The following is a 6,526-nucleotide window of genomic DNA, read 5'->3' as shown; positions in this document are numbered from 1 at the left end:
GCACCAAGGCGTTCGCGCGCGAATCCCACAGGAATAATTGGCCCGAAACAAACGTAGGAGCGAGCGCAGCTCGCGATTGCGCCGCGCGGGCGGCGCTCGCTCCAACAGGCGCTGCATACCTTGTGGCAAACACCTGTTAGCCCTGACACGATCCCTGTGGGAGCTGGCTTGCCGGCGATGAGGCCGTTACTTACTGCGAGTAAGTGCGCAGGAAATTGCCGATCCGCCCAATTGCCGCTTCCAGGTCATCGACCCGCGGCAAGGTCACCACGCGGAAGTGGTCCGGCCACGGCCAGTTGAACGCGGTACCCTGAACGATCAGCAGCTTCTCCGACAGCAGCAGGTCAAGGGCGAACTTCTCGTCATTGAGGATCGGGCACACCTTCGGGTCGATCCGCGGGAACGCATACAGCGCACCCATCGGCTTCACGCAGCTTACCCCAGGGATGTCATTCAGCAGTTCATAGGTGCGGTTGCGCTGCTCCAGCAGGCGCCCAGGTGGCAGCACCAGGTCATTGATGCTCTGGTAACCGCCCAGCGCGGTCTGGATGGCATGCTGCGCCGGCACGTTGGCACACAGGCGCATGTTGGCCAGCATGTCGATGCCTTCGATGTAGCTTTGCGCATGGTGCTTGGGCCCGGAAATGATCAGCCAGCCAGAGCGGAAGCCCGCCACCCGGTACGACTTGGACAGGCCGTTGAAGGTCAGGCACAGCAGGTCTGGCGCCAGCGAGGCGGTGCTGATGTGCACGGCTTCGTCGTACAGGATCTTGTCGTAGATCTCGTCGGAGAACACCACCAGGTTGTGCTGGCGGGCCAGCGCCAGCATGCCCAGCAGCAACTCCCTGGAATACACCGCGCCCGTCGGGTTGTTCGGGTTGATGATCACCAGGGCCTTGGTGTTCGGGGTGATCTTGGCCTTGATGTCCTCCAGGTCGGGGAACCAGTCGGCCTGCTCGTCGCACAGGTAGTGCACCGGCTTGCCGCCGGCCAGGCTCACGGCAGCGGTCCACAGTGGGTAATCGGGCGCGGGGATCAGCACCTCGTCACCGTTGTTGAGCAACGCCTGCATCGACATCACGATCAGCTCGGAGACGCCGTTGCCGAGGTAGATATCCTCGATGGTGACACCTTCGATCTCTTTCTGCTGGCAGTACTGCATCACCGCCTTGCGTGCACTGAACAGGCCCTTGGAGTCGCTGTAGCCCTGCGCGGTGGGCAGGTTGCGGATCACATCCTGGAGAATTTCGTCGGGCGCCTCGAAGCCGAAGGGCGCTGGGTTGCCGATGTTCAGCTTGAGGATGCGGTGGCCTTCCTCTTCCAGGCGCTTGGCGTGCTTGAGCACTGGGCCGCGAATGTCATAGCAGACATTGGCGAGCTTGTTCGATTTGCTGAACTGCATGATGGGATCCCGATTGAGAATACGCGCTACGCCCCGCCGAAAGGTTTGAAAGGGCAGGAAGCGGGTGACAGACTGAACGCCTGGCACACGAAGCCACCTAATATACGTGCCGCCCGCGCCCTGGAAAAGACGGCGTGGGGTGAATTTCAGCCTGCCGAGGTTCCTGCATGAAAAAGATCGAGAAAACCCTGGAAGAATGGCGGTCGATGCTCGACCCCGAGCAGTACCAGGTTTGCCGCCTGAAGGGCACCGAACGGCCGTTCAGCGGCAAGTACAACAGCGAGCGCCGCGACGGCATTTACCATTGCATCTGCTGCAGCCTGCCGTTGTTCGACGCCCAGACCAAGTTCGATTCCGGCTGTGGCTGGCCGAGCTTCTACGCGCCGATCGAAGACAGCGCGATGATCGAGATCCGCGACACCTCCCATGGCATGATCCGTACCGAAGTCACCTGTGCCCGCTGCGATGCGCACCTGGGCCACGTGTTCCCCGACGGCCCGCCACCGACTGGCCTGCGCTACTGCATCAACTCGGTGTGCATCGACTTGCGCCCGCGCGACTGACCGGAGCCCGACCATGGCTGGATCGATACTGGACATTCCCTGCGTGACCCTGGGCGGCGAGCACAAGACCCTCGGCGACTACCCCGGCAAGGCGTTGCTGGTGGTCAATACCGCCAGCCAGTGCGGCTTTACCCCCCAGTACAAGGGGCTGGAGCAACTGTGGCAGGCCTACCGCGGGCGTGGCCTGGTAGTGCTGGGCTTTCCGTGCAACCAGTTTGGCCAGCAGGAGCCGGGCGAGGCGCGGGAAATTGCGCAGTTCTGCGAACGCAATTTCGGCGTGAGCTTCCCGCTGTTCCGCAAGGTGGACGTCAACGGCCCCGGCACCCACCCGTTGTATGTCGAACTGAAGCAGCGTGCCCCAGGCTTGCTTGGCTCGCAGAAGGTCAAGTGGAACTTCACCAAGTTCCTGCTCGACCCGGCCAGTGGCCAGGTCACGCGTTATGCGCCTTTCACCAAGCCGCAGGCACTGGAAGCGGACATCGAGTGCCTGCTCAGCCGCTGAGCGGCACCCAGTGGTCGACCAGCGCCAGCAGCTCTTCGCGGCGGAACGGTTTGGCCAGGTAGTCGTTCATGCCCGCGGCCCGGCAGCGCTCGCGCTCTTCGGGCATGGCGTTGGCGGTGAGGGCGACGATGGGCAGGTGCGGCCAGCGGCCGCTCTGGCGAATGCGCCGGCTGGCCTCGTAGCCGTCCATCACCGGCATGTTGCAGTCCATCAGCACCAGGTCGAAGGGTTGCCGTTCCAGCGCCGCCAGGGCCTCGGCGCCCTGGGTTGCCAGTTCGACCTGGCAACCGAGCTTGGCCAGCATCCCCTTGGCCACCAGCTGGTTCACCGGGTTGTCTTCTACCAACAAGATGCGCGCGCGGCCTTCGCCCTGGGTCACGGGCGGCGTGGCCAGCGGGTGTTCCGGCTCATGGCCTTGCAAGGTTCGGCGCAGGGTCTGGTACAAGGCGTTGCGCGCCAGCGGGCGGGCCAGCTGGTGCAGCGGTGCCAAAGCCAGCGACTGCTCTTGGGAAAGGAAGTTGCCGTAGGCGGTAACCAGCAGGATCGGCGCTTGCAGGGCCGGGCGCAGTTCGAATAGATGGTCCACGTCATCGGTTATCAACAGGTCGAACGCGGTGGCCTGCAGGGCCATGCGGCTGTCGTGCCGCTGGTAGCTCAAGCCCCAGGCGGGCAACACGCGCTGCAAGAGCTCGTGCAGCCCGCTGCCCGCCGCACTGAGGGCGGCCACGCGGCCTTGCAGGGGCTGTGGCGGGATGGCTTCAGTGTGCGCAGCCAGCGGCAGCTCGGCGGTGAAGCAACTGCCAAAGCCCGCTTCGGAGCTTATCTGCAGGTGCCCCTGCATGGCTTTGCACAGGTTGCGGGTCAGGGCCAGGCCAAGGCCGGTGCCGCCGTACTGGCGGGTGATCCCGGCGCCGGCCTGGGTGAAGGGCTGGAAGATGCGCACCTGGGCCTCTTCAGGGATGCCGATGCCCGTGTCACGCACTTGCAGGCGCACGCCGCCGGCAATGCGCTCAAGGCGTATATCGACGCGGCCGAAGCGGGTGAACTTCAAGGCATTGGACAGCAGGTTGCTGACGATCTGCCGCACCCGCGTGGGGTCGCCCAGCACGCTGCTGGGGAAGTCGCCGGCGATCAGGCAGGTCAGCTCCACGCTCTGTGCGGTGTTCTGCGACAGCAGGTTGGCGGTGTCTTCGACCATCGAGCCCATGTCGAAGGCAATGCGCTCCAGTTCCAGCTGGCCGGCGTCGAACTTGGACAGGTCGAGAATATCGTTCAGCAGTTCGACCAGTACCTTGCCCGAGTCGTGGGCAATCGCCAGCTGCTGGCGTTGCTCGCTGGGCAACGGGTTATCCAGCGCCAGGGCGATCATGCCGAGCATGCCGTTGAGCGGGGTGCGGATTTCGTGGCTCATGTTGGCAAGGAAGGCGGCGCGGGCCTGGGCCATGTCCAGCGCCCGCCGGCGGGCCTGTTCCAGCTCCTGGTTGGTCAGGCTCAGGCTGCTGTTGCTGGCCTTCAGCTCGTTGGTGCGTGCCGAGACGATGTCTTCCAGCTCGTTGAGGTACTGGGTCAGGCGGTTTTCCGCGGTGCGCCGCTGCTCGATTTCGGTGGCCATGCTGACGAACTGTTGGTTGGCCACTTTCACCAGCACGCCGATTTCATCAAGTTCGTGGCCGTGCGGGCATTCCAGGCGGGTTTGCCGGGGTTTGCGCGGGTCGCTGCCGCTGAGCGCACTGATAACGGTGACCAGTGGCTTGGTCAACATCAGGTAGAACAGTGCCAGCAGCAGGCCTGTCAGCACCAGGCTGCGGGCAAAACCGTTGAGCAGGGTGATGCCGGCACGGTCGAGAAAGCGGCTGCCGAAGGCGAAGGTGTCGACGTCCAGGTACAGGGTGCCAAGGTATTCCTCGGGCATATGGGTAAGGTACAGGCTTTCGCTCAACTGGCGCTGTTCGCCGAACAGGAAGTCGCTCAGCGGCCGTAGACGGTCTTGCAGGCGTGGGCGCTCGACATCGGCCAGGACCGTCTGGTTGTTGTCGATCAGCCGTGCGCGGATCACCGCCGGCGACTGCAGCAGGCCGCGGGTCAGTTCCAGGGCCAGTTCCGAGTCGATGTTGTAGGCGATACGCGAGGCCGGGTTGTGGCTGATTTGCAGCAAGGCCCGCACTTCACGGTTGATGGATGCGTCTACGCTGGCATAATCGATGCCGATCTGGATGAGACTGAGCAATGTTCCCAGGATGAAGCCGACCAGGACTGTCAACCGGGCTTGCTTGTATGACAGGCGATTGGTGAACTTGATATCCATGAGTTCCGAGCTGGTTTCCCATTCCTTGCGCTGCGCAAGCATAGCCGATCATCCCCGGCTGCTGGTGGGTCTGTCTGTTCATTTCAGTTGATCGCCAAGCGGGGGCCGCTTTGCGCCCCTTCGCGGGCCCCAGGCCAAACACAATCCTTGTAGGAGCGGGCAAGCCCGCGAAGGGGCGCGCAGCGGCCCCAAAAAACTGAAATTGCTAGGAGTCGTCATGGACGCTCGCTTGATCGCTTTCCTGGACCGCGCCGAATCGGTACTGGCGCGCCTCGAACCCCTGCTGCCGGCCCCGCGCCCGCACATCGACTGGGCCACCACCCTGGCTGCCCGCTGGCAGCGCGATGGCCGCAGCGGCTACCTGCTGCCGCTGGAAGTCAGCCTGGACATCCGCCTCACCGACCTGATCGGCGTCGACAAACAGCGTGACCAGCTGGGCCGCAACACGCACCAGTTCATCAAAGGCATGCCCGCCAACCACGCCTTGCTGTGGGGTTCGCGCGGCACCGGCAAGTCGTCGCTGGTGCGTGCGCTGCTGGCCGAGCACGCCAGCGCCGGTTTGCGCCTGATCGAAATCGAACGCGACCACCTGGCCGACCTGCCGCGCGTGGTCGAGCAACTGCAGAAGCTGCCGCAGCGCTTCATCCTGTTCTGCGACGACTTGTCGTTCGAGGCCGGGGAGGGCGACTATCGGGTGCTCAAGAGCGTGCTCGATGGCTCGCTGGAGCAGGCACCGGACAATGTCCTGCTGTACGCCACTTCCAACCGCCGCCACCTGGTGCCGGAAAAGGAGAGCGACAACGAAAACTGGAAAAGGGTCGACGGCGAGCTGCACCCCAGTGAAGCGGTGGAGGACAAGATCGCGCTGTCCGACCGCTTTGGCCTGTGGCTGTCGTTCTACCCGTTCACCCAGGCGCACTTCCTTGACGTGGTCGAGCACTGGATCGGCCAGCTGGCGGCCCCGGCCGGGCTGGCCTGGCAGCGTGACGAAGCGCTGGAAATTCTCGCCGTGCGCTGGGCTACCGGCCGCGGTAACCGTAATGGCCGTTGTGCCTATCAGTTCGCTCGCTACTGGGTCGGGCTGCAATTGCTGGAGCAAAAGTAAATGATCGACCTCAATGCCAGTGGCGCCGGCCTCGACGGCTACCACCTGCTGGCGGCGCAAGTGCAGGCGCTGTTTGCCGACGAACGTGATTTCATCGCCAATGCCGCGCAGTTTTCGGCATTTCTCTACCACCAGGTAGGCGACCTGAACTGGGCGGGCTTCTACCTCAACCGTAACGGGCAACTGGTGCTGGGCCCGTTCCAGGGCCAGGTGGCGTGCGTGCGCATTCCGTTCGGCAAAGGCGTGTGCGGCGCGGCGGCTGCCACCGGCAAGACCCAGCGGGTCGAGGACGTGCATGCGTTCCCGGGGCACATTGCCTGCGACAGTGCGTCGAACAGCGAGCTGGTGATACCGCTGGTGAAGGAGGGCAGGCTGATTGGTGTGCTGGACCTGGACAGCCCGAGGCTGGCGCGATTCAGCGAGGCGGACCAGGTGGGGCTGGAGCGCCTGGCGGCGATCTTCTTGGAGCTGACTGACTGCTGATTGTTGTGTTGCCTGGGCTGGCCCTATCGCCGGCAAGCCAGCTCCCACTAGGTAACCGCAGGCTCGAAGACCTGTGCAGTAACCTGTGGGAGATTCTATGGTTCCTGGCAAGGGTAGCCGGAGCATCTTCAGCGCCTGTGAGATCGAGCGCCGCCCGCGCGGCGCA

At 64.0% G+C, this 6,526-nt stretch carries 6 protein-coding genes; 4 read left to right on the top strand and 2 right to left on the bottom strand.

From position 1 onward, the window contains the following. Positions 1 to 190: 190 nt before the first annotated feature. Positions 191 to 1,402 (bottom strand): pyridoxal phosphate-dependent aminotransferase, encoded by a 1,212-nt coding sequence (locus tag QME24_RS24480; RefSeq protein WP_009682838.1) that lies wholly within the window; start codon positions 1,400 to 1,402, stop codon positions 191 to 193. 167 nt (positions 1,403 to 1,569) lie between these two features. Here QME24_RS24480 and msrB point away from each other — a divergent pair, with 167 nt between their 5' ends. Together msrB and QME24_RS24470 are read left to right on the top strand one after the other, a co-directional pair. Beyond that, complete coding sequence (gene msrB, locus QME24_RS24475; RefSeq protein ID WP_009682839.1) at positions 1,570 to 1,965, top strand: peptide-methionine (R)-S-oxide reductase MsrB; 396 nt, start codon at positions 1,570 to 1,572, stop codon at positions 1,963 to 1,965. Between the two features lie 13 nt (positions 1,966 to 1,978). Beyond that, positions 1,979 to 2,467, top strand: a complete 489-nt coding sequence (locus QME24_RS24470; protein WP_280091905.1) for a glutathione peroxidase — start codon at positions 1,979 to 1,981, stop codon at positions 2,465 to 2,467. Here the strand turns inward: QME24_RS24470 and QME24_RS24465 are convergent. Beyond that, positions 2,457 to 4,814 carry a response regulator gene (locus QME24_RS24465; protein WP_054906257.1) on the bottom strand — a complete coding sequence of 786 codons (2,358 nt, stop codon included), beginning with the start codon at positions 4,812 to 4,814 and terminating at the stop codon, positions 2,457 to 2,459. The genes QME24_RS24470 and QME24_RS24465 overlap by 11 nt on opposite strands. A gap of 175 nt (positions 4,815 to 4,989) precedes the next feature. Here QME24_RS24465 and QME24_RS24460 point away from each other — a divergent pair, with 175 nt between their 5' ends. Both QME24_RS24460 and QME24_RS24455 read left to right on the top strand, forming a co-directional pair. Continuing rightward, on the top strand, positions 4,990 to 5,877 hold the full coding sequence (locus QME24_RS24460; protein WP_029887959.1) for an ATP-binding protein: 888 nt from the start codon (positions 4,990 to 4,992) through the stop codon (positions 5,875 to 5,877). Further along, positions 5,878 to 6,360, top strand: coding sequence for a GAF domain-containing protein (locus tag QME24_RS24455; protein ID WP_054906258.1), 483 nt, complete (start codon positions 5,878 to 5,880; stop codon positions 6,358 to 6,360). Positions 6,361 to 6,526 lie beyond the last annotated feature (166 nt).

The organism is Pseudomonas sp. PARCl1 (assembly GCF_947311875.1).
Lineage (GTDB): Bacteria > Pseudomonadota > Gammaproteobacteria > Pseudomonadales > Pseudomonadaceae > Aquipseudomonas > Aquipseudomonas juntendi.
This window is presented reverse-complemented; position numbering and strand designations above follow the sequence as displayed.

Coding starts and splice junctions, on each gene's coding strand:
- QME24_RS24465 (WP_054906257.1), bottom strand. CDS start 4,814: ATGCTTGCGCAGCGCAAGGAATGGGAAACCAGCTCGGAACTCATGGAT.
- QME24_RS24470 (WP_280091905.1), top strand. CDS start 1,979: ATGGCTGGATCGATACTGGACATTCCCTGCGTGACCCTGGGCGGCGAG.
- QME24_RS24480 (WP_009682838.1), bottom strand. CDS start 1,402: ATGCAGTTCAGCAAATCGAACAAGCTCGCCAATGTCTGCTATGACATT.
- QME24_RS24460 (WP_029887959.1), top strand. CDS start 4,990: ATGGACGCTCGCTTGATCGCTTTCCTGGACCGCGCCGAATCGGTACTG.
- msrB (WP_009682839.1), top strand. CDS start 1,570: ATGAAAAAGATCGAGAAAACCCTGGAAGAATGGCGGTCGATGCTCGAC.
- QME24_RS24455 (WP_054906258.1), top strand. CDS start 5,878: ATGATCGACCTCAATGCCAGTGGCGCCGGCCTCGACGGCTACCACCTG.